Source organism: Pseudonocardia sp. ICBG162, from assembly GCF_020496225.1.
GTDB classification, from domain to species: domain Bacteria; phylum Actinomycetota; class Actinomycetes; order Mycobacteriales; family Pseudonocardiaceae; genus Pseudonocardia; species Pseudonocardia alni.
This window is the reverse complement of the sequence record NZ_JAHLJD010000017.1, coordinates 320,695-346,365: the sequence shown is the minus strand read 5'-3', so window position 1 is coordinate 346,365 and position 25,671 is coordinate 320,695. Positions and strand designations below refer to the sequence as shown.

The 25,671-nt window shown below is 74.7% G+C and carries 21 protein-coding genes; 12 read left to right on the top strand and 9 right to left on the bottom strand.

What is annotated here, in order from left to right; all coding sequences use genetic code 11:
* Positions 1–56: 56 nt before the first annotated feature.
* Positions 57–353 (bottom strand): hypothetical protein, encoded by a 297-nt coding sequence (locus KPL60_RS15705; protein WP_226357877.1) that lies wholly within the window; start codon positions 351–353, stop codon positions 57–59.
* Between the two features lie 13 nt (positions 354–366).
* Positions 367–2,052 carry a sodium:solute symporter family protein gene (locus KPL60_RS15700; RefSeq protein ID WP_226357876.1) on the bottom strand — a complete coding sequence of 562 codons (1,686 nt, stop codon included), beginning with the start codon at positions 2,050–2,052 and terminating at the stop codon, positions 367–369.
* Positions 2,053–2,367: 315 nt separating this feature from the next.
* On the opposite strand from KPL60_RS15700, the gene KPL60_RS15695 reads away from it, so the two are divergent.
* Genes KPL60_RS15695 through KPL60_RS15685 form a run of 3 tightly spaced genes read left to right on the top strand, consistent with a single transcriptional unit; the run spans position 2,368 to position 5,679 of the window.
* Positions 2,368–3,159: a DeoR/GlpR family DNA-binding transcription regulator gene (locus KPL60_RS15695; RefSeq protein ID WP_226366603.1), complete on the top strand. Its 792-nt coding sequence runs from the start codon at positions 2,368–2,370 to the stop codon at positions 3,157–3,159.
* A 35-nt stretch (positions 3,160–3,194) separates the two neighbouring features.
* Positions 3,195–4,253: a galactose-1-phosphate uridylyltransferase gene (gene galT / locus KPL60_RS15690; protein WP_226366602.1), complete on the top strand. Its 1,059-nt coding sequence runs from the start codon at positions 3,195–3,197 to the stop codon at positions 4,251–4,253.
* Between the two features lie 10 nt (positions 4,254–4,263).
* Positions 4,264–5,679 (top strand): amidase family protein, encoded by a 1,416-nt coding sequence (locus tag KPL60_RS15685; RefSeq protein ID WP_226366289.1) that lies wholly within the window; start codon positions 4,264–4,266, stop codon positions 5,677–5,679.
* A 64-nt stretch (positions 5,680–5,743) separates the two neighbouring features.
* Here KPL60_RS15685 and KPL60_RS15680 read toward each other — a convergent pair whose 3' ends face one another.
* Positions 5,744–6,871: a C40 family peptidase gene (locus KPL60_RS15680; RefSeq protein ID WP_226366288.1), complete on the bottom strand. Its 1,128-nt coding sequence runs from the start codon at positions 6,869–6,871 to the stop codon at positions 5,744–5,746.
* A 752-nt stretch (positions 6,872–7,623) separates the two neighbouring features.
* Between KPL60_RS15680 and KPL60_RS15675 the strand changes: the two genes are divergently transcribed.
* The gene (locus KPL60_RS15675; RefSeq protein WP_226366287.1) at positions 7,624–8,997 is read left to right on the top strand and encodes a glycosyltransferase family 2 protein; all 1,374 of its coding nucleotides are present in this window, start codon (positions 7,624–7,626) and stop codon (positions 8,995–8,997) included.
* 97 nt (positions 8,998–9,094) lie between these two features.
* Here KPL60_RS15675 and KPL60_RS15670 read toward each other — a convergent pair whose 3' ends face one another.
* Together KPL60_RS15670 and KPL60_RS15665 are read right to left on the bottom strand one after the other, a co-directional pair.
* A complete protein-coding gene (locus tag KPL60_RS15670) occupies positions 9,095–9,853 on the bottom strand; it encodes an enoyl-CoA hydratase (protein WP_226366286.1) in 759 nt (252 codons plus the stop codon).
* A complete protein-coding gene (locus KPL60_RS15665) occupies positions 9,850–11,019 on the bottom strand; it encodes a CaiB/BaiF CoA-transferase family protein (protein ID WP_060711459.1) in 1,170 nt (389 codons plus the stop codon). The genes KPL60_RS15670 and KPL60_RS15665 overlap by 4 nt, the downstream gene beginning before the upstream one ends.
* A gap of 71 nt (positions 11,020–11,090) precedes the next feature.
* Between KPL60_RS15665 and KPL60_RS15660 the strand changes: the two genes are divergently transcribed.
* Entirely contained in the window at positions 11,091–11,819 is a 729-nt protein-coding gene (locus KPL60_RS15660; RefSeq protein WP_374203909.1) for a GntR family transcriptional regulator, read from the top strand.
* A 14-nt stretch (positions 11,820–11,833) separates the two neighbouring features.
* Here the strand turns inward: KPL60_RS15660 and KPL60_RS34690 are convergent, their stop codons facing one another.
* Together KPL60_RS34690 and KPL60_RS15650 are read right to left on the bottom strand one after the other, a co-directional pair.
* Positions 11,834–12,592 (bottom strand): IclR family transcriptional regulator, encoded by a 759-nt coding sequence (locus KPL60_RS34690; protein WP_226366285.1) that lies wholly within the window; start codon positions 12,590–12,592, stop codon positions 11,834–11,836.
* Between the two features lie 4 nt (positions 12,593–12,596).
* Positions 12,597–13,997, bottom strand: coding sequence for an SLC13 family permease (locus KPL60_RS15650; protein ID WP_226366284.1), 1,401 nt, complete (start codon positions 13,995–13,997; stop codon positions 12,597–12,599).
* A gap of 279 nt (positions 13,998–14,276) precedes the next feature.
* Between KPL60_RS15650 and KPL60_RS15645 the strand changes: the two genes are divergently transcribed.
* Genes KPL60_RS15645 through KPL60_RS15635 form a run of 3 tightly spaced genes read left to right on the top strand, consistent with a single transcriptional unit; the run spans position 14,277 to position 19,226 of the window.
* Positions 14,277–15,443 carry an alanine--glyoxylate aminotransferase family protein gene (locus tag KPL60_RS15645; RefSeq protein WP_226357868.1) on the top strand — a complete coding sequence of 389 codons (1,167 nt, stop codon included), beginning with the start codon at positions 14,277–14,279 and terminating at the stop codon, positions 15,441–15,443.
* A 44-nt stretch (positions 15,444–15,487) separates the two neighbouring features.
* On the top strand, positions 15,488–18,451 hold the full coding sequence (locus tag KPL60_RS15640; RefSeq protein ID WP_226366283.1) for an FAD-binding and (Fe-S)-binding domain-containing protein: 2,964 nt from the start codon (positions 15,488–15,490) through the stop codon (positions 18,449–18,451).
* A 4-nt stretch (positions 18,452–18,455) separates the two neighbouring features.
* Positions 18,456–19,226 (top strand): fumarylacetoacetate hydrolase family protein, encoded by a 771-nt coding sequence (locus tag KPL60_RS15635; protein ID WP_226366282.1) that lies wholly within the window; start codon positions 18,456–18,458, stop codon positions 19,224–19,226.
* Positions 19,227–19,261: 35 nt separating this feature from the next.
* On the opposite strand, the gene KPL60_RS15630 is transcribed toward KPL60_RS15635, so the two are convergent.
* On the bottom strand, positions 19,262–20,452 hold the full coding sequence (locus tag KPL60_RS15630; RefSeq protein WP_226366281.1) for a glycosyltransferase family 4 protein: 1,191 nt from the start codon (positions 20,450–20,452) through the stop codon (positions 19,262–19,264).
* A 211-nt stretch (positions 20,453–20,663) separates the two neighbouring features.
* Between KPL60_RS15630 and cobF the strand changes: the two genes are divergently transcribed.
* The 4 genes from cobF to KPL60_RS15610 all read left to right on the top strand — a co-directional run bounded on the left by cobF (position 20,664) and on the right by KPL60_RS15610 (position 25,034).
* Positions 20,664–21,470: a precorrin-6A synthase (deacetylating) gene (gene cobF, locus KPL60_RS15625; protein ID WP_226366280.1), complete on the top strand. Its 807-nt coding sequence runs from the start codon at positions 20,664–20,666 to the stop codon at positions 21,468–21,470.
* Between the two features lie 30 nt (positions 21,471–21,500).
* Positions 21,501–21,992: an SRPBCC family protein gene (locus tag KPL60_RS15620; RefSeq protein WP_226366279.1), complete on the top strand. Its 492-nt coding sequence runs from the start codon at positions 21,501–21,503 to the stop codon at positions 21,990–21,992.
* Between the two features lie 403 nt (positions 21,993–22,395).
* Positions 22,396–24,009 carry a hypothetical protein gene (locus tag KPL60_RS15615; protein ID WP_226366278.1) on the top strand — a complete coding sequence of 538 codons (1,614 nt, stop codon included), beginning with the start codon at positions 22,396–22,398 and terminating at the stop codon, positions 24,007–24,009.
* Between the two features lie 191 nt (positions 24,010–24,200).
* A complete protein-coding gene (locus KPL60_RS15610) occupies positions 24,201–25,034 on the top strand; it encodes an SDR family NAD(P)-dependent oxidoreductase (RefSeq protein ID WP_226366277.1) in 834 nt (277 codons plus the stop codon).
* Here the strand turns inward: KPL60_RS15610 and KPL60_RS15605 are convergent.
* Entirely contained in the window at positions 25,024–25,608 is a 585-nt protein-coding gene (locus KPL60_RS15605; RefSeq protein WP_226366276.1) for a TetR/AcrR family transcriptional regulator, read from the bottom strand. The genes KPL60_RS15610 and KPL60_RS15605 overlap by 11 nt on opposite strands.
* Between the last annotated feature and the right edge of the window lie 63 nt (positions 25,609–25,671).

The window sequence follows — 25,671 nt, the reverse complement described above, 5'->3', positions numbered from 1 at the left end:
TACCCGACCCCCGCCGACCGGGAGCGCTGAGGGCGCCCCCGGCCGGGGGAGTGCGGTCAGTCCTGCTGCTCCGGCGCGGCCAGCTTCAGCGGTCGCAGGTACACCCACAGCACGAACAACGCCCCGATGACCAGCATGCCGATGCCGGTGTCGAGGTTGAGGTTCGTCCCGCCGGTCTTGGCGAGGTTCTCCGGGTCGTTGCCCGACACGATCCCCATGACCAGCAGGACGATGCCGTAGACCCCGAACAGCAGGGCGATCACCGAGCGCAGGTCGAACAGGTTCGCCGCGGTCGAGGACACCGGTGCGTCGGTCCCGTGGTGGTCGGGGTGGTTCTCACTCTTCGAGCTCATCGCAGGTCTCCGCTCAGCCGAACACGACGTAGAGGACGACGGTCAGGGCCAGCACCAGCGCGCCGAGGACGTTCGGACTGCGGTACCAGCCGGCGTCGTCACCGTCGGTGGAGTGGGTGCGCGCCTCCTTCGGGGTCAGGCTCCAGGTCAGCCCGACCAGCTCGGCGTCCGGCTTCGGGGTGGTCACCATCGAGACCCCCGCGGACACGCCGACACCGACGACGAACGCCGCGATGGCGCCGACGAAGCTGCCCGCCTGGCTGGACATCGTCCAGACGTCGGTGCGGACCAGGATGTCGACCAGCACCGCCGCGGTGGTGCCGGAGAGCAGGCCGATCCAGGCCGACGGCCCGGTCATCCGCTTCCAGAACAGGCCGAGGATGAAGATCGCGAACAGCGGCGCGTTGAAGAAGCTGAACAGCGACTGGATGTAGTCCATCAGGTTCGCCGACCCGGACGCGATGAACGCGGTGCCGATCGCGAGCACGCAGCCGACGATCGTGACCAGCCGGCCGACGCCGAGGTAGTAGCGGTCGGCGCGGCCCGGGCGCACCCAGTCCTGCCAGATGTCGTAGGTGAACACCGTGTTGAACGAGCTGATGTTCGCCGCCATACCGGCCATGAACGCGGCCAGCAGACCCGCGATCGCGACGCCGAGGATCCCGTTGGGCAGGACTTCCTTCATCAGCAGCGACAGCGCGTTGTTGTAGGTGATGCCCTCGACGGCGTCGCCGCCGCCGGACTTCACCGCGGCGATCTGCGGGACCAGGATCCCGGCGATCATGCCCGGGGTCACGATGACCAGCACGACCAGCGCCTTCGGGAACGCACCGATGATCGGGGTGCGCCGCGCGGCGGACATCGACTTGGCCGACAGGGCGCGCTGGACCTCGGCGAAGTTCGTCGTCCAGTAGCCGAAGGACAGCACGAACCCGAGGCCGAACACGATGCCCAGCACCGACAGGAACGGGTTCGCGATCTCGGTGAGCGGGGTGCCGGGCCAGGCGTTCAGGTCCGCACCGCCGCTCGGGCCCTCGGTGACCGCGCGGGTCAGGCCGTCCCAGCCGCCGACCCGGTTGAGCCCGGCGACGGTCAGCGGGATCAGCAGCGCGAGGATCACGAAGAACTGCAGGACCTCGGTGTAGATCGCGGCCGACAGCCCGCCGAGGGAGATGTAGCCCAGGACGACGACGGCCGCGACCGGGATCGCCAGGTACAGCGACCAGCCGAGCAGCGCCTCCAGGACCAGGCCGAGCGAGAACAGGTTGACCCCGGCGATCAGGATCGAGGCGACCGCGAAGATCACCGCCTGCACCCGCTGGGTGGTCTTGTTGAACCGCTTGAGCAGGAACTCCGGGACGCTGCGGGCCTTGGAGCCGTAGTAGAACGGCATCATCACGATGCCGAGGAACACCATCGCCGGGATCGCGCCCAGCCAGTAGTAGTGCACCGTCGGGATGCCGAACTGGGCCCCGTTGGCCACCATGCCGATCAGCTCGATCGCGCCCAGGTTGGCCGAGATGAACGCCAGACCGGTGATCCAGGCCGGCATCGACCGGCCGGACAGCAGGAAGTCGAGGCTGGAGGACACCGAGCGCCGCGCCGCGAAGCCGATGCCGAGCACCAGCACGAAGTAGAACGCGACCAGCAGGTAGTCGACCAGGTTCGGGTTGAGGCGCAGGACCTCCTGGGCGGTCATGCCGCGTCCTCCCGGGACGTCCCCGGGGCCCGCCGGGCCGTCTCGTGATGATCCATCTCGGGTAGCTCCTCGCCGTCGAGTGCGTGCGCTGCCGGTCCGCCGGCCGGTGGTGCACGACGGCACGTTGCGCGGACCAACGCACAAGCTAGACCGCACTCGATCAGAAGTGAACACTTTCGCTCGAGTTCGAGACCGCTCGGTGACCTCCGCTCCGCCGGCGACCGGGTCCCGACACGCACGGTCGACCCTTGCCGCACGTTCGGTTGTGTTGCATTCTGTGCGGGTGAAGTCCCGACGGTGTCCGGCCCGGACGCGATGAGCCTGCTCGCCGAACAGCGGCGCGAGGTGATCGTGGAGCAGGTCCGCACCCGCGGCGCGGTGCGGGTGTCCGAGCTCGCCGACCACCTCGGCGTGTCCGAGATGACCGTGCGCCGCGACCTCGACGTGCTGGCCCGGCGACGCCTGGTGGACAAGGTGCACGGCGGCGCGACCGCCGTCGGCGAGCACACCACCTCCGAGCCCGGGTTCGCCGCGAAGTCGGTGTGCGAGCTGGAGGAGAAGGACGCCATCGCCGCCGCGGCCGCCGAGCTGGTGACCCCCGGCGCCGCGATCGGGCTGTCCGCGGGCACGACGACCTGGCGGCTCGCCCAGCTGCTCGCCGCGGTGCCGCGGCTGACCGTGGTGACCAACTCCGTCGCCGTCGCCGACGCGTTCCACACCGGTGGCGCCGACGCCCGCGGGACCACGGTGATCCTCACCGGGGGCGTGCGGACGCCCTCGGAGGCCCTGGTCGGCCCGGTCGCGATCACCGCGCTGCGCTCGCTGAACCTGGAGACGGTGTTCCTCGGGGTGCACGGCATGAGCGCCGCGGCGGGCTACTCCACCCCGAACCTCACCGAGCGCGACACCAACCGCGCCCTCATCGAGTCCGGCAGCAGGCTCGTGGTCGTCGCCGACCACACCAAGTGGGGCACCGTCGGGATCTCGACGATCGCCGAGCTGTCCGAGGCCGACGTGCTCGTGACCGACTCCGGTCTGGCCGACGCCGACCGTGCGGTCCTCGAGGGCGAGGTCGACCACGTGATCATTGCCCGCCCCGGAAGGTGACGTACGTGCAGAAGGTGCAGAAGCTGACCACCCGGATGGCCGACGGCCGGGAGATCATCTGGTTCGACGGCCCCGACCACGCCCCCCGCGACCCGGCCGACCTGGTCGACGCCCGCGACCTCCCGCGGGTCGTGCCCGCCTCCCAGCTGCGCTACGACGCGCTGGCCGGGGAGTGGGTGACGATCGCCGCGCACCGGCAGGACCGCACCTACAAGCCGCCGGCCGACCAGTGCCCGCTGTGCCCCAGCCGCGACGGCCGCCACACCGAGGTGCCGAGCCCGGAGTACGGCGTCGTCGCGTTCGAGAACCGCTTCCCGTCGTTCGGGTCGGCGCCCGGCGAGCCGCTGCCCGAGCCGGGCCCGGTGCCGCAGGCGGCGTCGGGCCGGTGCGAGGTCGTCTGCTTCACCGACGACCACGACACCCCGTTCTCCCGGCTGACGCCCGACCGCGCCCGCCTGGTGCTGGAGGCGTGGGCCGACCGGACCGCCGAGCTGGGCGCCCGGCCGGGGGTCCGCTACGTCTTCCCGTTCGAGAACCGGGGCGCCGAGATCGGCGTGACGCTGTCCCACCCGCACGGTCAGATCTACGCCTACCCCTACGTCCCGCCGTTCCCGCAGCGGATGCTCGCCCACGTCGCCGCGCACCGGGAGGCGACCGGGGAGAACCTGTTCGACACGCAGCTGGCCGCCGAGCGGGCGGGGGAGCGGGTCGTCGTCGCGGGGGAGCACTGGACGGCGTTCGTGCCGCAGGCGGCGCGCTGGCCGGTCGAGGTGCACCTGTACCCGCACCGTCCGACCCCGGACCTCCCCGCCCTCGACGAGGCCCAGCGCGCCGAGTTCGCGACCCTCTACCTGGACGTGCTGCGCCGCCTCGACGCCCTCTACGACGACGAGCTGCCCTACGTCGCGGGCTGGAACCAGGCCCCGGTGCTGGAGTCCGACGGTCGCTCCGACGCCCGGCTGCACCTGCGCCTGCACTCGATCCGCCGGGCACCCGGGAAGATCAAGTACCTGGCGGGGTCGGAGTCCGGCGCGGGCGCGTTCATCTCCGACGTGCTGCCCGAGGCGGTCGCGGAGCGGCTGCGTTCGCTGTAGGTGTGTGCGGGTGGAACCGGAACCCGACGTCCCCCTGGTCGACCGCCCCGCCGTCGAGCTGGCCGCGCTCGTCGCCGCGCGCGAGGTGTCCTCGCGGGAGCTGACCCGGGCCTGCCTGGAGCGGATCGACGCGGTGAACGGGCACGTCAACGCCGTCGTCACCCTCGACGCCGACGGTGCACTCGCCGCCGCGGCGGCCGCCGACGACCGGCTGGTCCGCTCCGGGCCGGACGGACCGCTGCACGGGCTGCCCGCCCTGCACAAGGACACCCACCTCACGGTCGGGATGCGCACCACCCACGGGTCGCCGCTGATGGCCCGGCACGTCCCCCGCACCGACGACCTGGTCGTGGCCCGGATGGCGGCGGCCGGGGCGATCCGGCTCGGCAAGACCAACACCCCGGAGTGGGCGGCCGGGTCGCACACGGTCAACCCGGTGTTCGGCGCGACGCACAACCCCTACCGGCCCGGGCACTCCGCGGGCGGCTCGTCGGGCGGGGCGGCGGCCGCACTGGCCTGCGGGATGGCGCCGCTGGCCGAGGGCAGCGACATGGGCGGCTCGCTGCGCAACCCGGCGTCGCTGTGCAACGTCGTGGGGCTGCGGCCGACCCCGGGGCGGGTGCCGTCGTACCCGGCTCCGCTGTCGCGCCAGGTGCTGGCGGTGCAGGGGCCGATGGGGCGCACCGTCGCCGACGTCGCGCTGCTGCTGTCGGTGCTGGCCGGGCCGGACCCGCGGGCGCCGCTGTCCCTCGACGGCCCGTTCGTCGCGCCCCGCCCGGACGTGGACCTGCGCGGCCTGCGCGTCGCGTGGGCCCCCGACCTGGGCGGGCGGATCCCGGTCGACCCCGGCCCGGCCGCGGTGCTCGCCGACGTCCCCGGGGTGTTCACCGGCGCGATCGGCGCCGAGGTGACCGCGGACTGCCCGGACCTCGACGAGGCCGACGACGTGTTCACCACGCTGCGGGCCTGGCAGTTCCTGATCGGGCTCGGGCCGGTCGTCGACGCACACCCCGGGCAGGTCAAGGCCACCATCCACGGCAACGTCGACGCCGGGCGCCGGCTCACCGTCGCCGACCTGACCCGCGCGCACCTGGCGCAGTCCCGGCTGCACGAGGTGGTCGCGGACTTCTTCACCCGCTACGACGTGCTGGCCTGCCCGGCCGTGCAGGTCGAGCCGTTCCCGGTGGAGGAGGAGTACCCGGACACCGTCGCCGGGGTCGCGCAGCCCGACTACCTGGGGTGGATGCGGTCGGCGACGCTGATCAGCGCCACCGGGTGTCCCGCGCTGTCGGTGCCCGCCGGGTTCACCGCGGCCGGGTCCCCGGTCGGGCTGCAGCTCGTCGCGGCCCCCCGGGCCGAGACCCGGCTGCTGGAGGTGGCGGCGGCGTTCGAGGCCGCCACCGGACACGGGCGGGTCCGCCCCTGACGTGCGTCGAGGCCGGTGCCCCTCCCCAGGGGCACCGGCCTCGGACGTTCGGTGACGCGGTCGGTCAGACCCGGACCGCGTTGTGGAACGGCATCGCGTCGATGTCGGAGTACTTGACCGGCTCGCCGCTGGTGGAGGCGTGGAGCACCTTGCCGTTGCCGGCGTAGATGCCGACGTGGCTCACCGGGGAGTAGAAGAACACCAGGTCGCCGGGCTTGAGCTGGCTCTTGGAGACCGGGGTGCCGTCCATCTGCGACTGCGCGCTGGAGGTGCGCGGCAGGTCGACGCCGATCTGCTCGAACGCCCAGACCATCAGGCCGGAGCAGTCGAACGCGCTCGGGCCGGTGGCGCCCCACTTGTAGGGCTTGCCGAGCTGCTGCTTGGCCTGGGCGAGCGCCTGGGCGCCGTCGGAGGAGCCGGTCAGGCCGCCGACGATGTCGCCGAGCCCGCCGCCGTCACCGTCGCCGTCGTCGTCCCCGCCGCCGTGCCGGGCCGACGCCGCGGCGGCCTTCGCCCGGGCCTCGGCCGCCTTCGCCGCGGCCTCCTTCTGGGCGACGGCGGCGATGCGGGCCGCGTCGGCCTTCTCGAAGGCCTGCGGGACCGACGCGGTGACGTGCTCGAATCCGCTGGTCAGGGTGGACGCGGCGTCGCTGGTGCCGGTGCCGCCGTGCTCGGAGCCCGCGGCCGGGACCGACAGCTTCATCGTGGCCTCGTTGGCCGCGCCGGTGAGGTCCATGTCCGCGGAGGTCTCGGGGGACTGCTCCGGGGAGCTGAGCGTCGACACGACGCCCATGACCGCGGTGGCGCCGACCAGCGTCGCCGACATGGTCGCGACGACGGCGCGCGGGTGGCGCCCGAGCGGCCCGGTGTCCGAGGTGCCGCGGAGCAGGCCGATCGCGGTCCGCGAGGTGACGCCGGCGGGGGTGTCCGGCGCGTCGCGGGTGATGACGGTGTCGCCGCCGGACGCGGCGGGGAGGCCGGTCGCGGGGGTGTCGATGCGCTCCAGGCCCGGGCCGGGGACCTCGGAACGGCGGGCGCGACGGCTGCCGGGTGCGGGGGCGTCGAAACCGGCCTCGGAGTAGCGCGCGAGCAGCTCGGCGGCGGAGATGCCCGCGCCGGCGTCACGGTCCCGGCGACGCCGGGGGACGTCGCTCTCGGGTGTATGGAGGTCCGGGGTGAGTGCAGTGGTCATTCGGGGGTCCTCGCCACCTCGGATCCGCCCCGGTCCTCGTGACCGGACACGGCTCCGCCCGCTGCGTGCTGGGTGGGCGCCAGGGGGAGTGTCGGTCAGCGGGGAGCGTGGGACCGACCAGGCGCACCAGCCGACATCTCGTCGGCCAGCCAGGAGGGACCGTAACCGCTCCGTGACACGGACACCGACCGGGCTCGCCGGGTGTGCGGCGAACGGCCGGTCCGGAGCGACCCACGCACCGGAGCCACGCCCAACGGTGGGTGCGGTGCGCCGTTCGGGTCGTACGGTCGGTGTGCTGCGCCGAACGGTGTGCGCGAGCCGATGTCGCGGTGCGCACCGTGACCGGGAAAGCCCCGGACGGACCAGCCCGTCACGAACCCGGCACGCCCGCCGGCGACGCCCGGGCGGCACCTCCTCCGGTGACTGCGCCGGGAGGCCGTCCGGGCCGTGGCGGACGGAGCAGTGTGCAGGAGGTGTCCCGTGCCTGGTGAGCGCGGGTACCGGGTGCTCTGCCACGATCGGGGTGCGTGCCGGCCGCGACCGGCGCGGCGCACCGGCCGGCTCGACGCCGGGGTCCGGTGCCCGGGGCGGGACCCGGTGCGGCGCAACGTGACGTCGGCCGCACACGGTGAACCGGGCGGCGGTCCGCGACGTAGGCACACGGGGGCACGTCCGCGAACGGACGGGTCCCGGGGCCGGGCCACCGACACGGACCCACCGACAGAGGACCCACGACCCGGGAGGTCGCAGCAGTGCCGGACCGAGCAGGCGGCCCCGTCTGGGTGGGCGAGCTGGCCCACCACCGTGCCGTGCACGGCACGGGCCGCGGTGCCGGCGACCTCGTCGTCCCGCCGCGGTTCGGCTCGGCCCGGCTGCTGGTCACCGACGGCGGTGTCCCCGTCGGCCAGGCCGACGTCCCGCTGCACGAGGGCCGGGCGCGCGCCGCGGACCTGGCCCGGGCCGCCGCGGCCGTCGCCGGGCGCGAGCCGCCGGGGGAGCCCGCGGTGTCGGCCGAGCCGCTGACCGTCGTCGTCGCGACGCGGGGGCGGCCGGAGAGCGTGCGCCGCTGCCTGGCCGCGGTGCTGGCCGGCGACCACCCCGACGTGACCGTGCTCGTCGTCGACAACGACCCGCCCGACGAGCGCACCCGCGAGGTCGTCCGCGACTGCGACGACCCGCGGGTCCGCTACGTCCGCGAGCCGCGGCGCGGGGTGTCGGTCGGGCGCAACCGCGGCCTCGCCGAGGCCCGCACCGCGGTCGTCGCGTTCACCGACGACGACACCGAGCCCGACCCGCGGTGGGCGTCGCGGATCGCCGGGTCCTTCGCCGAGGACCCCGGGCTCACCGCGCTGAGCGGGCCCGTGCTCGCCGCGCGGCTGGAGACCCCCGAGGAGCGGGCCGCCGACGTCGCGCTGGCCTGGAACAAGGGCTTCCTGCCACGCCGGTTCCGGCTCGACGACCCGCCCGCGGACTCCCCGGTGTTCCCGTTCTCCCCGGGCCTGTTCGGGATCGGCGCCAACCTGGCGGTGCGCGCCGAGCCGGTCCGCGCGCTCGGCGGGTTCGACGAGGCGCTCGGCCCGGGCCGGTCCACCCGCGGCGGCGAGGACATCGAGCTGCTGGTCCGGATCGTGCTCGACGGCGGCACCCTGGCCTACCTGCCCTCGGCGTGGGTGTGGCACCACCACCGGCCCTCGTCGGGCGAGCTGCGCGACCAGATGGGCGGCTACGCGCTCGGCCTGGGCGCCTTCTTGGGCAAGGTGGCGCTGGACCCGCGGGCGCGCCGGCTGGCGGTGCGCCGGTTCCCGGCCGCGCTGGGGCGGCTGCGCGACATCGTGCGCCGCGAGTCCTCGGCGCCGAAGGCCGTCGCGCGGGCCCGCCACGAGCAGCAGACACCCGCCGTCGTCGGCGGGCCCGGGCCGTCGCCGGAGCGGTTCGGGTCGGTCACGGTCGAGGAGCACCCGGCGCCGCAGGACGTCGTCGCGCTGCCGGGGGGTGCGGGCGCCCGCAAGCTGCGCGGGCTGGTGTCGGGTCCGGCGCTCTACCTGCAGGCCCGCCGCCAGGTCCAGGCCGAGGGCGGGACGACCCCGCCGCTGACCGGCCCGGCCCGGCCGCTGCGGCGCCGCTGACCGCGGTCCGGGCCCGTCGGTCCCGCCACCCGGGGCCGGCGGTCCGGCGCCCACCCCGGGGCGTCGGTCCGCCACGGTGGCGGACCGGAGCCCGGGATCAGGTCCCGGTCCAGCTCGGGGTGCCGCCCTGCCCGAAACCGGCGACCGTCGTGCGGAAGTCGGCCGAGCCGTAGACCCGGTCGACCACCGCGGTGTCGTCGGCGGACCGGTCGTCCAGCAGCCGCTTGGTCGCCCAGATCGTCAGCGGTGCGCCGGTGGTGAGCCGCCCGGTGAGCGCGTCGAGCCCCGCGTCGAGGTCGTCGACGACGGCGTGCAGGAACCCCGGCACCCGCGCGGCCTCCTCGGTCTCCAGCATCCGCGCGGTGAGCAGCAGGTCCGCGGTCAGCGGGCGGCCCAGGGCCTCGACCATCAGGTCCAGGGTCCGCGCGGACAGGCAGTTGCCCAGCGTGCGGGCGATCGGCACGCCGAACCGGGACCCGGGCGTCGCGATGCGCAGGTCGGCCGCGCAGGCGATGCCCAGCCCGCCGCCGACGCAGTACCCGGCCACCGCGGCCACGGTGGGCACGCCGACGGCGCGCACCCGGTCGAGCACGGCGGTGACCCGGCGCTCGTAGGCCACCCCGTCGGCGCCCGAGGTGAACGCGCGGAACTGGCCGATGTCGGTGCCCGCGGCGAAGGCCCGGCCGCCCTCGCCGCGCACGACGAGCGCCCGGACCTCCGGGTCGGCGTCGGCCCGCTCGCACGCCGCCACCAGCCCCTCGTACATGTCCCAGGTCAGCGCGTTGCGCCGCTCGGGACGGCGGAAGGTCACGGTGAGCACCCCGGCCGCGAGCTCCGCGGTCACCTCCGGGCTCACGCGTGGCCCCCGCGGGCGGGGTCGGACAGCTCGGCGAGGACGTCGTCGGTCGCCGCGCCGAGCGGGGGCCCGGCGGTGCCCCGCCGCGCGGGGGTGCGGGAGAAGCGCATCGGCGACCCCAGCTGGCGGACCGCGGGCAGGGTCGGGTGCGGGGCGTCCCAGAAGAAGTCCCGGCCGGTGAGCAGCGGGTCGGTGAAGACCTCGTCGTAGCCGGCGATGGACGCGCAGGGGACCCCGGCCGCGTCGAGCGCGGCGAGCACGTCGGACGACGACCGGGTGGTCGTGACCGTCTCGATGCAGTCGATCAGCGCCACCCGGTTCGCCAGCCGCGAGCCGGGGTCGGCGAAGCGGGGGTCGTGCTCGAGGCGTTCCAGCCCGAGCGCCGCGCACAGCGACGTCCAGAGCCGGGTGGTGTTCGCGCCGACCGTCACGTGCCCGTCGCGGGTGCGGACGGCCTGGTACGGGGCGTAGCGCTGATGGGCCGAGCCCTGCCGCGCGGGCACCTCCCCGTCGCCGAGGTACATGCCCGCCTCCCACACCGCGAGCGAGACGCCCGACTCCAGCAGCGAGACGTCGATGTGCTGGCCGGTCCCGGAGCGGTCCCGCTCGCGCAGCGCCGCGGTCACCGCGAGCGCCACGTAGAGCGCGGTCACCAGGTCGCAGACCGGCACGCCCACCTTGACCGGGTCGCCGTCGGGCTCCCCGGTCACGCTCATCAGCCCGCTCGCGGCCTGCGCCATGATGTCGAGCCCCGGCCGTGTCGCGGCCGCACCGTCGACACCCCAGCCCGACGCCGAGGCGTACACCAGCTCCGGGCGGCGCTGAGCCAGGGCCTCGTAGCCGAGCCCGAGCCGGTCCATCGCGCCCGGCCGCAGGTTCTCCACCACCACGTCGGCGCGGTCGACCAGGGCCAGGAACGCGGCGCGGCCCCGCTCGTCCTTGAGGTCGAGGACGACGGACTCCTTGTTGCGGTTGAGCCGCAGGAACGGGGAGCTCTCGCCGTCGAGGAACGGCCCCGCGGACCGGGTCGGGTCGCCGGTGCCCGGCGGCTCGACCTTGACCACCCGGGCTCCGAGGTCGGCGAGCTGCATCGTCGCGAACGGCGCGGCCATGAAGGCCCCCACCTCCAGCACGAGCACTCCGGTCAGCGGTGGGTCGGTCTGCATCGGCAGCCCTCCGGGGTCGTCGGCGTCGGCCTTGATATACGGTATACGGAAACACGGGAGAGGTGGGTGCGGTGACTGCGGTACAGACGGGTACCGGTGGCCGGATCGTCGCGCCGCCGTCCATGGCGGAGCTGGCGACCGACGCCCTGCGCGCGATGATCTTCTCCGGGGAGCTCGCGCTGGGGGAGCGGCTGGTCGAGGCGCGCCTGACCGAGCGGCTCGGGGTCTCCCGCCCGCCGCTGCGTGAGGCGCTGCAGACGCTGACCCACGAGGGTCTGGTCGTCGCGCACCCGCGGCGCGGCGCGACCGTGCGCACGCTGACCCGGCACGACGTCTACGAGATCGTGACCCTGCGCGAGGACCTGGAGGCGCTCGCCGTCCGCCTCGGCGTGCCGGTGCGCGTGCCCGAGCGGCTGGAGCGCTGCCGGGCGGCCCTGGCGGCGTTCGAGGAGGTCGGCCGGGCCGGCGACGAGAGCCGGTTCCTGCACCACAAGTTCGAGTTCCACCTGTCGCTGGTCGCGCTGGCCGGGCACTCGCGGCTGACCGAGGCCTACCGGGCGCTGTCGTTCCAGATGCAGCTGTGCATGGCGATGAACCGCACCGCCCGTCGCGAGTCCCTGCTGGAGAACGTCGAGCGGCACCGTGAGCTGCTCGCCGTGGTCGAGGCGGGGGACCCGGAGGTCGCACAGCGGGCCCTGACCGAGCACGGCCACACGTCGTTCCTGCTCGACCTCGTCGACCGGCTCGACGGCGGCACGCCGGAGTCCGAGGAGTGGCTCGCCCGCCGCCGCGGGGCCTGAGCTCCGGGCGGCGCTCACTCGAGCGTCCCACCGATGCCCTCGGCGGCGGCCCGCAGCAGCGCGGCCGCCTCGGGGACGCGGTCGTGTCCGAAGCGGTGGATCGGGCCGGACACCGACAGCGCCGCCGGGCTGGACACCCCGGCGAGCGGGACGGCCACGCAGAACACGCCGACCTCCTGCTCCTCGGCGTCCACGGCGAACCCGGCCCGGCGGATGCGGTCCAGCTCGTCGAGCAGCCGGTCGGGGTCGACGACGGTGTGGTCGGTCGCCGCGGGCAGCCCGGTGGAGCCCAGCAGCCGCCGTGCCGCGGGCGCGGGCAGCTGGGCGAGCAGCGCCTTCCCGACGCCGGTGCTGTGCAGCGGCACCCGCCGCCCGACCTCGGTGAACGTGCGCATCGAGTGCGGCCCGGGCACCTGCGCGGTGTAGACGGCGCGCTCCCCGTCGAGCACGGCCATGTTGGCGGTCTCGCCGAACCGCTCCGCCACCGCGCGCAGGTCGTCCCCGGCGCGCACCCCCAGCACCCGCGACGCCCGGTCCCCGAGCCCGATCAGCCGGGGCCCGAGGGTGTAGCGGCGGTTGGCCACCTGGTGGGCGTGGCCGAGCTCGCGCAGGGTCGCGACGATCCGGTGGATCGTGGGCTGCGGCAGGTCGACGGCCGCGGCGAGCTCGCTGATCGACAGCTCCCCGTCCGCCTCGGCCAGCACGTCGAGGATCCGGAAGGCCCGGACGACGGACTGGACGCCGCCGCCCGGGCCTGCTCCCGTTCCCGGCACCGGATCAGCCCCAGCCGGGGACGACGAAGATCAGCCAGCTCAGCAGCGGCGCCACCGCGCACATGCTGAAGCCCCAGATCATGAGCCCGCGGAACACCCGGTCGGTCTGGTCGGCCGGCGCGTTCGCGACGACCAGCGCCCCGCTGGTGGAGAACGGCGAGGAGTCCACCACCGACGACGACAGCGACAGCGCGATGATCAGGCCGACCGCGCCCACCTCGCCGGCGAGCAGGAACGGCACGGCCAGCGGGATCAGGGCGCCGAGGATGCCGGTGGTCGAGGCGAACGCGGACACGATCGCGCCGATCAGGCAGATGATGATCGCGGCCAGCAGCGGGGACCCGATCGTCGTCACGAGGTTGCCGAGCCAGTCGATGGTGCCGACCCGCTCCATCAGCGACACGAAGGTCACGATCCCGCAGATCAGCAGCACCGTCGGCCACGCGACCTGCCCGACGGCCGCCTTGGCCGAGGACGGCGAGATGACCGAGAGGACCGCGGCCACGGTGAGCGCGGTGAAGCCGACGTCGAGGCCGAACGCGAGTGCGCCGACGGCCAGGGCGACCAGGCCCAGGATCGTGAACACGTGGTCGCGTTCGAGCGGGCGGTGCGGCTCGTCGTCGTCCGGTCCGTGTGGCTCGGCGGCCCCGGACCCACCCGACCCGGCCCCACCGGTCACCGTCCGTGACCGGCGGTGCGGGACGGCGCCGCCGCCCAGGGCGAGCGAGGTGCCCGGCTCGGCGGCCACGGCGACCCGGTCGTCGCCGGCGCCGGAGGATCCCGCGGCATCCCGGGAACGGCGGAGCAGTTCCCGTCCGCCGAACATCAGGAACACGACGATGCTGAGCGCGAGATTGAACACGAACGACGAGACGAACAGCAGTCCCGGATTGCTCGGCAGGTTGTTGCGGGCGACGACACCGTTCACGATGCTGCCGAAGATGCTGATCGGCGAGAAGCCGCCCGCGCTCGCCCCGTTGATGATGAGAAGGCCCATCAGCATCGGGTTGATCTTGTAGCGTTGGGCGAATCCCATGCCGATCGGCGCGATGATGGCGACCGCGGCGGGGACGACGGCGCCGACCGCGGTCAGGACCGCGGTGACGCCGAACATGACCCACGGGATCAGCGCGATCCGGCCGCCGACGGCCCGTACCGCCAGCTGGACCAGGCGATCCACGGTCCCGTTGCCCTTGGCGATGGCGAACAGCAGGGTCACGCCGACGAGGATCACGAACAGGTCGCCGGGGAACCCGCCGACGATGTCGTCGGTGTCCTCCCCGACGAACGCCGTGCCGACGACGAACGCGGCGACGAAGGCCAGCGCGCCCATGTGGACCGGCAGGATCGTCGCTATCAGAAACACCAGGGCGAGTGCCACGATGGTGATGAGTTCGATGGACATCGTTTTCCTCTGGGGTCGGCACTGACGCAGACAGGAACTGATGACGCGGTCCGCGCGACGTCGCCGGGCCGCATTTTCCGCAATGCGGAGAACGAATTCGATATCCCGAGTATCAGCAGGATCACACACGCCCGTCAAGCGGCGTCGATGCCGCCCGCCGGGGTGTGGGAAGGCCCTGCAGCACCCTCTCGACGGCAGACTGTGGACGGTATACCGTCATCAGCGCGAGACCCGGATTCCGCCATCCGGAACCATCGGTCACCGAGCGTGGAGGAACTCATGACGTACGCAGCCGGTCGGCACTTCCTGCAGATCCCCGGCCCGACGAACGTGCCGGACTCGGTGCTGCGCGCCATGTCGGCCGCGACGATCGACCACCGCGGCCCGGACTTCCAGGCGCTGGGGACGGAGCTGCTGCGCGACGTCCGCCCGGTCTTCGGCACCACCGGCCCGGTCGTGATGTACCCGGCCACCGGCACCGGCGCGTGGGAGGCGGCCCTGGTCAACACCCTGAACCCGGGGGAGACGGTGCTGTGCTTCGAGACCGGGCACTTCGCCACGCTGTGGCAGGAGATGGCGGGCCGGCTCGGGCTCCGGGTGGACCTCGTGCCCGGCGACTGGCGGCACGGGGCGGACCCCGCCGTCGTCGCCGAGCGGCTCGCCGCCGACACCGGCCGCCGGATCGCCGCGGTCTGCGTGGTGCACAACGAGACCTCGACCGGTGTCACCAGCCGGATCGTCGAGATCCGCGCCGCGATGGACGCCGCCGACCACCCGGCCCTGCTGCTGGTCGACACCATCTCCTCGCTCGGCTCCATCGACTACCGGCACGACGAGTGGGGCGTCGACGTGACCGTCGCCGGCTCGCAGAAGGGGCTGATGCTGCCGCCGGGGATGAGCTTCAACGCGATCAGCGCCAAGGCCCTGGAGCGCTCCCGCACCGCGACGATGCCGCGCACCTTCTGGGACTGGGGCCCGATGCTCGCGGCCAACGAGCGCGGCTTCTTCCCCTACACCCCGAACACCAACCTCATGTACGGGCTGAAGGAGGCACTGCGCCTGCTCCACGACGAGGGGCTGGAGAACGTCTTCGCCCGCCACACCCGCCACGCCGAGGCCACCCGGGCCGCGGTGCGGGCGTGGGGCCTGGAGGTGCTGGCCCTCGACGAGCGCGAGTACTCCAGCGCGCTCACCGCCGTGCTCGTCCCCGACGACGTCGACGCCGACAAGGTCCGCGCGGTGATCCTCGACCGCTTCGACATGTCGCTGGGCGCCGGTCTCGGCCGCCTCGCCGGGCGGATCTTCCGGATCGGCCACCTCGGTGCGTTCAACGACCTCACGCTGGCCGGGACCCTCGCCGGTGTCCAGATGGGCCTCGGTCTCGCCGGGGTGCCGGTCGCGGGCTCCGGCCTCGACGCGGCGCTGGAGCGGCTGCAGACCGACTGACCCGCCCCGACCGCCCCCGCACCGTCGCGAGAGGACGCCACCCCATGACCGCCGAGCTGACCCGTCCCGCCACCGCCATCACCGCCGTCCCGGGTCTGGAGGAGACGCTCCGGTCGCGGGTGACCGGCGAGGTCGCCTTCGACGACTACAGCCGCCACCTGTTCTCCCGCGACGCGAGCATGTACGCGATCACCCCGCTCGGAGTGGTCTTCCCCCGTACCCACGACGACGTGGCCGCGGCCGTGCGCACCGCGGCCGAGTTCGGCGTGCCGGTCGTCCCGCGCGGTGCCGGCACCAGCCTGGCCGGCCAGACCGTCGGACCGGGGCTCGTGCTCGACCTGTCCCGGCACCTCAACCGGATCGTCGAGCTCGACCCGGTGGCGCGCACCGCCGTCGTCGAGGCGGGGGTGGTGCAGGACCAGCTCAACCGGGCCGCGGCGGCGCACGGGCTGATGTTCGGCCCGGACACCTCCACGAGCAACCGGGCCACGATCGGCGGGATGATCGGCAACAACTCCGCGGGCAGCGGGTCGCTGACCTTCGGGATGACGATCGACCACGTCCGCGCGCTCGACGTCGTGCTGTCCGACGGCTCCACCGCCCGGCTGGAACCCGTCGACGCCGACGAGCGCCGCCGTCGCGCCGCCGCGGACACCCTGGAGGGCGCCCTCTACCGCGAGCTCCCCGCGCTGGTCACCGAGAACGAGGACGCGATCGCCGCGGGCATGCCGCTCTTCTGGCGCCGGGCCTGCGGCTACCGGCTGGACCGGCTCGCGGGCTTCGCGGAGTCCGGGACGTTCGACCTGGCGAAGTTCGTCGTCGGCGCCGAGGGCACGCTGGTGCTGGCGACCCGCGCCGTCGTCGACCTGGTGCCCAAGCCCGCGCGGACGGTCTACGCCGTCGGCCACTTCGACACCGTGCACGGCGCCATCTCCGCCACCGCCGACGCGCTGAGCTGCGATCCGCACCAGGTCGAGATGATGGACAAGACCATCCTCGACCTGTCCCGCCGCAAGATCGAGTACGCCGACCTGGGCAACCACCTCGTCGGCGACCCGGCCGCGCTGCTGTTCGTCTCGTTCTCCGGCGACGACGAGGCCGGGCTGGTGGCGAAGCTGCGCGCGCTGGCCGCGCTCTGGGAGCGCCACGGCCACGGCTACCACACCCTGGAGCTGGTCACCCCCGCCGAGCAGGCCGCGCTGCTCAAGGTCCGCAAGTCCAGCCTCGGGCTGCTCATGGCGGCGGGGGAGGGCACCCGGCGCCCGCTGGCCTTCGTCGAGGACACCGCGGTGGCTCCCGAGCACCTGGCCGAGTACACCGCGCGGTTCAAGGAGATCCTCGACGAGAACCGCCTCGAGGCGGGGTTCTACGGCCACTGCTCGGTCGGTTGCCTGCACATCCGCCCGTTCGTCGACCTCACCGACCCGGCCCAGGTCGCCACGATGCGCCGGGTAGCGGAGCGGATCAAGGACCTGGTCGCCGAGTACGGCGGCGTGAACTCCTCCGAGCACGGCGACGGCCTGGCGCGCTCGGAGTTCAACCGCGAGATCTTCGGCGACGAGCTGTACGAGGCGATGCGCCGGGTGAAGGCCCTGTTCGACCCGGGGAACGTCATGAACCCCGGCAAGATCGTCGACGCCCCGTCGATGACCGAGAACCTGCGCGACCGCGACGCGCTGGCGCCCGCCCCGCGGCTGACCACGGCGCTGTCGTTCGAGGTGATCGGCGGCCCCGGCGCCACCGGGATGCGCGACGCCGCCGACCGCTGCATGAACATCGGCCTGTGCCGCAAGACCACGGCCGGGGTGATGTGCCCGTCCTACCAGGTCACCCTCGAGGAGGAGCACTCCACGCGCGGCCGGGCGAACGCGCTGGTCAAGGCGCTGTCCGAACCGGACCCGGCCGCCGGGCTCGCCGACGGGCGGCTGCACGAGATCCTCGACCTGTGCCTCATGTGCAAGGCCTGCAAGAGCGAGTGCCCGATGGGCGTGGACATGGCCTCGCTCAAGGCCGAGGCGCTCCACCAGCAGCACGCGGTGCACGGCACGCCGCTGCGCTCGCGGCTGTTCGGCGCCATCCGCACGCTGAACCGGCTCGGGTCGGCGACCGCGCCGCTGTCCAACCTGCCCGGCCGGGTCGGGGTGCTGCGCCGGCTCGCCGAACGGACCGTCGGGATCACCGCGCGCCGCCCGCTGCCGCGCTTCGACCGGGACAACCTGATGCGGTGGTACCGGCGCCGTGACCCCGCGCGGGCCGGGGCACCGGCCGGGACCGTCGTGTGGCTGGCCGACTCGTTCACCACCTTCACCGAGCCGCACATCGGGCGGGCCGCGATCGGTCTGCTGGAGCGGGCCGGGTGGCGGGTCGAGCTGGCCGGCGGCGGCTGCTGCGGCCGGTCCAGCCTGTCCAAGGGACTGCTCGACGACGCCCGCCGCAAGGCGACCGGCCTGGTCACCTCGCTCGCCCGGGACACCCCGGCCGACGCGCCGATCGTCGGCTGCGAGCCGTCGTGCGTGTTCACCCTGCGCGACGAGACCCTCGCCCTGCTCCCGGACAGCGCCGAGGCCCGGTCGGTGGGCGAGCGGGTCCGTCAGGTCGAGGAGCTGCTCGTCGAGGCGCTCGACGAGGGCCGTCTGGTCCTGCCGGAGCGGTCGGCGCTGAGCGGGCGGCGCGTGGTCTACCACGGGCACTGCCACCAGAAGGCCGAGGTCGGGACCGCGGCGACGCTCGCGCTGCTGCGCCGCATCCCCGGGCTGGAGGTCTCCGAGATCGACTCCGGCTGCTGCGGGATGGCGGGCTCGTTCGGCTTCGAGGCCGAGCACTACGCGACCTCGATGGAGGTCGGGCGGGACCGGCTGCTCCCGGCGATCGACGCCGAGCCCGCCGACACCCTGGTCGCCGCGACCGGTGTCTCCTGCCGCCAGCAGATCTTCCACGGCGCCGGGCGCACCGCCTGGCACCCGCTGGAGCTGGTGCGCGAGGCACTCGGCCCGGCCGGGACGGTGTGAGCGGATGCGACTGGTCCGCTACGACTCCGGCCACGGCCCCCGCACGGGGCGGGTCGAGACCGGCGGCGACGGCGACGTCGTCCGCGAGCTGGGCCCGTCCGGGCCGGGGGCGGTCGCCGGGCGGCTCGCCGAGGTCGTCCTGCTCGCCCCCTGCGACCCCCGCACCATCGTGTGCGTCGGGAGCAACTACCCCTGCCAGCTCGCCGAGAAGGGACGCCCCCGCCCGGAGCGGCCCGCGCTGTTCCTCAAGGCGCCCAACGCCGTCGTCGGGCCGGGGGAGCCGGTGCTGCGCCCGGCCGGGGTGGAGCGGCTGGAGTACGAGGGCGAGCTCGCGGTGGTGATCGGTCGCCGGGCCCGTGACCTGGACGAACGCACCGCCTGGTCGCACGTGCTCGGCCTGACCTGCGCCAACGACGTCACCGCGCACGACTACCGCGCCGACGGGCAGTGGGCGCGGGCGAAGAGCGCGGACACCTTCTGCCCGCTCGGGCCGTGGATCGAGACCGAGCCGGGCGCGGGGCCGTGGGGGCTGCGGACCACGCTGAACGGCCGCACCGTCCAGGAGTCAGACACCGGGGCGATGATCTTCGACGTGGCGCGGATCCTCGCCCACGTGACCCGCTGGATCACGCTGCAGCCCGGCGACGTCGTGCTCACCGGCAGCCCCGGCGGGGTCGGGCCGATGACCGCGGGGGACCGGGTCACCGTCGCGATCGACGGCGTCGGGACCCTGGAGAACCCGGTCGCCGACCGGCCCGCGCCCGTCCCGCACTGAGCCGGGCCGGCGGGGACCGCCGCAGCCGGCCCGGCTCAGCCCCGGCCCACCGGCTCCGGCGTGTCCAGCTCGGCGGGAGCGGGTGCGCCCGCCACCCCGGCCGCGCTGCGGTAGACGTCGCCGAGCCGGGCCGCCCAGGGCGCCGCCGCGAACCGGTCGAGGAACCGCCGCCGGGCCCCGGCCCCGAGCCGGGCGCGCAGCTCGGCGTCGCGGGTGAGCCGCACCAGCTCGTCGGCGATCCGGGTGGAGTCGGCCGGGGCGAGCAGGCCGGTCTCGCGGGTCACGATCTCCGGGATCCCGCCGACCCGCGTCGCGACCGCCGGGGTCCCGGTGCCGTGGCCGAGCAGCAGCATGCGGGGCATCGTGTCGTGCCGGGTCGTGTGCAGCTGCACGTCGGCGGCGCGGAGCAGCGCGACCGGGTCGGTGCTGCGGCGGAACGCCACCCGGCCGGACAGGGCCTCGTCGGCGGCGACGCGCGACTCCAGCCACGGCCGCAGCGGCCCGTCGCCGCCGAGCACCACGGTGAGCGGCTCGTCCGGACCGATCCCGGCGACGGCGTCGAGCAGCATGTCCTGCCCCTGGCCGCGGCGCATCGGCGCGACCGAGACGGCGACGACCTCGTGGTCGTCCACGCCGAGCCCGCGCCGCAGGCGCTCGCGCTCCTCGGGTGTGCCCTCGCCCGGGTCGGCGGCGCCGTCCGGGATCACCGACAGGCCCTCGGTGGACCCGGCGGCGCGGCGGTACCAGTCGCGCTGCAGGGCCGACGTCGCGATCGTGCGGGTCATGAACCGTTTGCGCGCCAACGTCTTCGCGGTCCGCCGGAGCTGGTCGCCGCGGTCGGCGGGGTGCTCGTGGATGTGGTGCAGCGTGGACACCGCGGGCACCCGCAGCCGGGCCGCGGCGGCCGAGCCCACGACGTCGGGCCGGGCGCCGTGGGTGTGCACCAGGTCCACACCGTGCTCCCGGAACGCGGCGAGCACCTTCACCACGGCACGCGGATCCCACGGCGCGACGTTCAGCTCGACCGGTGGCGCCCCGGCGCGGGCCATGCGTTCGGCGACGTCGGAGTGCCCGGACGGGGCCAGCGCGACGACCACCACCCGGAACCCGGCGTCCGGGGCCGCGGCGGCGAGGTCACCGAGCGCGGCGGCGACGCCGCGGTCGTCGAGCGACTCGACGAGGTGTCCGATCGTCAGGGTCCTGCTGCTGCTCTCGCTGGTGGGCACGGTGACGTGGCCTCCCGGGGTGGCGCTGCGGGGTCGGTCGTCGGCGGTCGGCCGGTGACCCGGTCGGGGCTCGCCGGTCACCATGACACTACCGAGTGACGACGTCGCGTGACGGGGTCGGACGCTGCGCGCATCGGGCGACATCGGGCGGGGGACACCTGCCGATCGGGGGAGTGCCGGGGAGCACCCGGGGTCCATTACGGTCACTCCGGTGCGCACGGTTCTCGTGATCGGGATCGGGGCCGGTGACCCCGACCACCTCACCCTCCAGGCGGTCCGCGCCCTGCAACGGGCCGACGTCGTCTTCGTCATCGACAAGGGGCTCGACGGCGGGGGGTCGCAGGACGACCTGCTGGCCATGCGCACCGAGCTCCTGCGGCGGCACCGCCCGGACGGCGGGTACCGGCTGGTCACCGCGCCCGAGGTGGGCCGGGACCGCGGCACCGAGGTCGAGCGCGACGACGAGCGCTACCGCGACGTCGTCGTCGACTGGCAGGACCGCCGTGCCCGGCTCTACCGCGAGATGCTCGACGCCGAGCTGGCCGACGGGCAGACCGGCGCCTTCCTGGTCTGGGGCGACCCCTCGCTCTACGACGGGACGCTGCGCCTGCTCGACCGGGTCCTCGACGGCGCGGGGGAGCAGTGGTCGGTCGAGTCGGTCGCCGGGATCTCCAGCGTCGCCGCCCTCGCCGCCGCCCACCGGCTGATCCTCAACCGGGTCGGGCGCCCCGTCCTGATCACCACCGGGCGCCGGATCGCCGAGGGGATGCCCACCGACGTCGACGACGTCGTCGTGATGCTCGACGGCCGCACCGCCTTCGCCACGCTGCCCGACGAGCAGCGCCGTGAGCTGCACATCTACTGGGGCGCCTACCTGGGCACGCCCGACGAGCTGCTCGTCGCCGGGCCGCTCGTCGAGGTGACCGAGGAGATCCTGAAGGTCCGGGCCGAGGCCCGGGAGAACAAGGGGTGGATCATGGACACCTACCTGCTGCGCCGGGGTGCCGACGAGCGCTGACCCGCCGCGGCCCGACGACGAGGAGGTCGCATGCGCTACGCCGACGGACCCACCACCGAGGCCACCGCCCGGGTCGGCGCACCGCCCGAGGCGGTGTGGGAGCTGGTGACCGACCCGGAGTTCCTGGCCCGGGTGTCGACCGAGATGCAGCGCGCCGAGTGGCTCGACGGCGACGTCCCGGGCCCCGGGGCGAAGCTGCGCGGGCACCACCACCACGAGGCCCGCGGCGGCTGGAGCACGGTGTCCACCGTGACCGGCTGGGAGCCGGGTCGGCTGTTCGAGTGGACCGTCGAGGCCGACGCCGAGGGCGGGGAGGCCGCCGTGTGGCGGTTCGAGCTCACCCCCGACGGCGACGGCACCGCGCTGCGCCAGTGGGCCCGGATGGGCCCCGGGCCGTCGGGTCTCACGCAGGCGATCGAGCGGTGGCCGGACAAGGAGGAGCGGATCGTCGAGGGCCGGCTGCGGGAGTGGCGGACCGGGATGGAACGCAACCTCGACGCCGTCCGCGAGCGCCTCGGCTAGTTCCCCGTCCGGGTGGCGGCCACGCGCCGGGACGTACGAACGGTGGCGGATCTGCGACGACCCGTCACTCCGGCGCCGCCCGCTCGTTGAACGGAGGGGGCCTCCCGCGATCCTGAGAGCACGGAGCGTGTTCGTCGTAGATCGTTGAGCCGTTCGGTCCAGCCGACCCGTCACTCGGCGTCCGGGGCCGACCCGTGATCGCCCGGGTCGCCGATGCCCTCTCAGGAAAGCAACCTCGGCGGGTCACCGTTTCGTAACGTCCCGAACCGGACGAGCCGGGTGACCCGGCACGATCCGGCCGCTCCCCAGGGGTGCCCCCGCACCCCGGCCACGCCGGTGCCCGCGCCGTCCTCCACCGCTCCCCAGCACCCTCGCCCGCGGCGAGGCGGAAGGACCGCTCGAGATGGGCAAGCACACCCGGACCGGCCACCGTTCGACCGGCGTCGCCGCGGCGGTGGCCGCCGGCCGGTCCCTCCGCGGGCGGCGCAGGCACGCCGCTCCCTCCACGGGCACCGCGCGCCGGGTCGCCGCCCCCGCCGCGCTCGCCGCGCTGCTGCTGACCTCCGGGGGGACGGCCGGGACGGCGTTCGCCGGGACGGGCTCCGACGACGACTCGTCGGGTGCCTCGGCGGACTGCCCGGACGGCACCACCCCGGTCGGCGGGTCGTGCTCGGACTCCCCGGGCTCCTCCTCCGGGGGCCTGGGTGACCTGGTGACCGGCGCGGACGTCGTCGGCTCGGTGCTGGGATCGGGCTCCTCGGGATCGGGCTCCTCGGGTTCCTCGGCCGACGGCGGCCCGGGCCGCGACACGTCGGACAAGGGCTCCCGGAAGTCGGACACGGGCTCGGGGAAGTCGGGTGAGGCCTCCGGGAAGTCGGAGAAGGGCTCCGGGACGTCGGACCAGGACTCCGAGGGGGCGGACCGGACCTCCGCCGGCTCGTCCGGCTCGAAGGACTCCGCCGCCCCGTCCGGCACGACGGACTCCGCCGCCCCGTCGACCGGTCCGCTCGACGCGGTCCCCGGCCTCGGCGACCTCACGGGCGGCCTCGGCAAGGGCGTCGACCTGAACACCCCCACGAAGCCCCTGACGTCGCTGCCCGACCCGGCGCAGACCCTGTCCGACGCCAGTGCCTCGGTGCCCGGCGCCGGGCAGGCCGGCTCGCTGGTCGACACCGCGGTGGGCACCGTGGGCACCGTCGTCGGCACCGACACCGGCAACAGCCCGCTGGCCGGCCCGACCGACACCCTCACCGGCCTCGGCGACGTCGTGCCGGAGCTGCCGTCGGTCCCCGGCGTCACCGACGGCAGCACCGACGAGCTGCCGGACGTCCCCGGCCTCACCGCGGGCGGACCGCTGGAGGGCCTCAACGAGATCGCGGGCCTGCCCGACACCACCCCGCTGACCGGCAGGGACGGCCCGCTGCCGGACCTGTCCGGCGTCGCGCGCACGGCGGGCCTGCCCGACTACTCGGGTCTCGGCGGCCTGCCGGACGTGGCCGGGGTCGTCGGCGGCCCGAGCACCGGGCCCACGCAGGTCGACCTGGCGTCGAAGAACACCGACGGCGTGGCCGGGACCGCCACTGTGGATGAGGACACCGTCTCCGGCACCGCGACCGGCATGGACCCGGACGCCCGCTACGTGTCGTTCTTCTACGGCGCGACCTCCAGCGCCACCAACAACAACCCCTGCATCCTCGACGGCACCAACCCGCTGCCCGGTGGCCAGACCGTCGGCGAGTGGGAGGTCGACGAGAACGGCAACGGCACCCTGGAGGCGCCCAACCCGTCGGGGAACATGTACAAGCTGACCGGCGGCACCATGTCGATCCGCAAGGTCGAGCACGGCTTCGACAAGGCCACCGCCCCGCCGGTGAACCCGCTGTCGTACTCGCTGTCCAGCTGCGGCGCGATGGAGCGGATCTCCACCGCCGACCCGGTCACCGACGCCGTCCCGAAGCTCCCGACGGCGAACGTCCCCGGCACCCCCTACATCTCCGGTCCGGGTCTGCAGGGCTGATCGACGCGCGGGCGGCGCGGCGCTGTGGTCGGATCGGTCCGTGCTCGGCAGCGCTCTGGATACCGTCCTCGACCGCACCCTGGTCCCCGGCTACTCACGGATCGGGTACCTGCTGCGGCGCCCGGGATGGAGCGGTGACCGCGCCGACCCGCCGCGCGGCGCCCTGACCGGGCACACCGCGCTCGTCACCGGTGCGGGCGGCGGGCTGGGGGGAGGCGATCGCGACCGGGCTCGTCCGGCTCGGTGCGACGGTGCACCTGCTCGTCCGCTCCCGGGACAAGGGCGTCGCCGCGCAGGACCGGATCCTGGCCGCGGTCCCCGGCCTGTCCCGCGACCGGCTCCCGGTGCAGGTCTGCGACCTGGGCGAGCTCGCCGACGTGCGCGCGTTCGCGACCCGGTTCGCCTCCGAGGTCGACGCGCTGGACGTGCTGGTGCACAACGCCGGGCTGCTCCCGCCCGAGCGCAGCGAGACCTCCGAGGGCAACGAGCTGACCCTGGCCGTGCACGTCCTCGGACCGCTGCTGCTGACCCGGCTGCTCACCGACACCCTCGCGGCCGGCGCCGAGCGGTCCGGAGCCGACTCCCGGGTGATCATCATGTCCTCGGGCGGCATGTACGCCCAGCCCCTGCGCGACGACGACCTGCAGTTCCGCACCGGTGACTACGGCGGCACCGCGGCCTACGCCCGCACCAAGCGGATGCAGGTCGTCCTGACCGGGCTGCTCGCCGACGAGCTGGCCCCCCGGCACGTCACCGTGCACGCACTGCACCCCGGATGGGCCCGCACCCCGGGCGTCACCGGGTCGCTGCCGCTGTTCGACAAGGTCGTCGGCCCCGTGCTGCGCACCCCGGCCCAGGGCGCGGACACCGCCGTGTGGCTCGCGGCCGCGCCGTCGTCGGCGGTCGGGACCGGCCGGTTCTGGCACGACCGCACGCCGCGCCCGGCGCACTACCTGTCGCGGACCCGGGAGACCCCGGCCCAGCGCGAGCGGTTCCGCGCCGAGGTGGACCGGCTCACCGGCTGAGCCCGGGCGCCTCCAGCAGGGTGCGGGCGGCACGCGTGACGTGGTCCAGCACCGTGTCCGGGTCGGCCCGCCCGACCGCGCCCCCGGGCAGCAGCGGCTGGACCAGGCTCAGCCCGAGCAGCCAGGTCAGGACCAGCTCCGCGCGCAGCTCGGCGTCGGCCCGGTCGGCGGCGCCGGCGGCCTGCGCCGCGAACGCCTCGGTGAACGCCCCGGCCAGCTCCACCCGCACGGCCGCGGCCGCCTCCGACGTCCCGGCCGAGCGCACGACGGGCCCGAACAGGTCGCGCTCGGGCCCGTCGCCGCCGTCGAGGATCGACCGGAGCAGGCGGGGCAGGAGCTCCTCGGGCGGGCCGTCGTGCAGCACGGCGAGGGCGCGCTCGGCGGCGACCCGGGCGAACAGGGCGTCCTTGCTGCCGAAGTAGCGGAAGAGCAGCGCCTGGTTCACCCCGGCCCGGTCGGCGATCGCGCGGACCGAGGTGCGGTCGTAGCCGTGCTCGGTGAACAGGTCCGCGGCCGCGGCGAGCAGGGCGCTGCGGGTGCTGTCACCGGAACGGGCGGACGGGGCGGCGGTCACGGGGGAGTGCTCCTTCGTACGACGGGTGCGGCGCGGGAACCGGCCACGGCGGGTCCGGTGTCG